The sequence below is a fragment of the Stenotrophomonas sp. Steno-Z1 genome, assembly GCF_056393175.1.
On the sequence record NZ_JBWJPB010000027.1, the window covers coordinates 1 to 469 of the forward strand.

The window sequence follows — 469 nt, forward strand, 5'->3', positions numbered from 1 at the left end:
ATTACGCGATGATCTTGGAGACCACGCCGGCGCCGACGGTACGGCCGCCTTCGCGGATGGCGAAGCGCAGGCCTTCGTCCATGGCGACCGGGTTGATCAGCGTGACAACCATCTTCACGTTGTCGCCCGGCATGACCATTTCCACGCCTTCCGGCAGCTCGACCGCACCGGTGATGTCGGTGGTACGGAAGTAGAACTGCGGACGGTAGCCCTTGAAGAACGGGGTGTGGCGGCCGCCTTCATCCTTGGACAGGACGTAGACTTCGGCGTCGAACTGGGTGTGCGGCTTGATCGAACCCGGCTTGGCCAGGACCTGGCCACGCTCGACGTCGTCACGCTTGGTGCCGCGCAGCAGCAGACCGGCGTTGTCGCCTGCCTGACCCTGGTCGAGCAGCTTGCGGAACATTTCCACGCCGGTGACGGTGGTCTTCTGGACCGGACGGATACCGACGATTTCGATTTCTTCGCC

At 63.5% G+C, this 469-nt stretch carries 1 protein-coding gene; it reads right to left on the reverse strand.

Translation table 11 applies throughout. The features are described 5' to 3' along the window. Position 1 precedes the first annotated feature (1 nt). Positions 2-469: EF-Tu C-terminal domain-related protein (locus AC06FD_RS20450; protein ID WP_478078736.1), on the reverse strand; the 468-nt coding region annotated here is incomplete at its 5' end.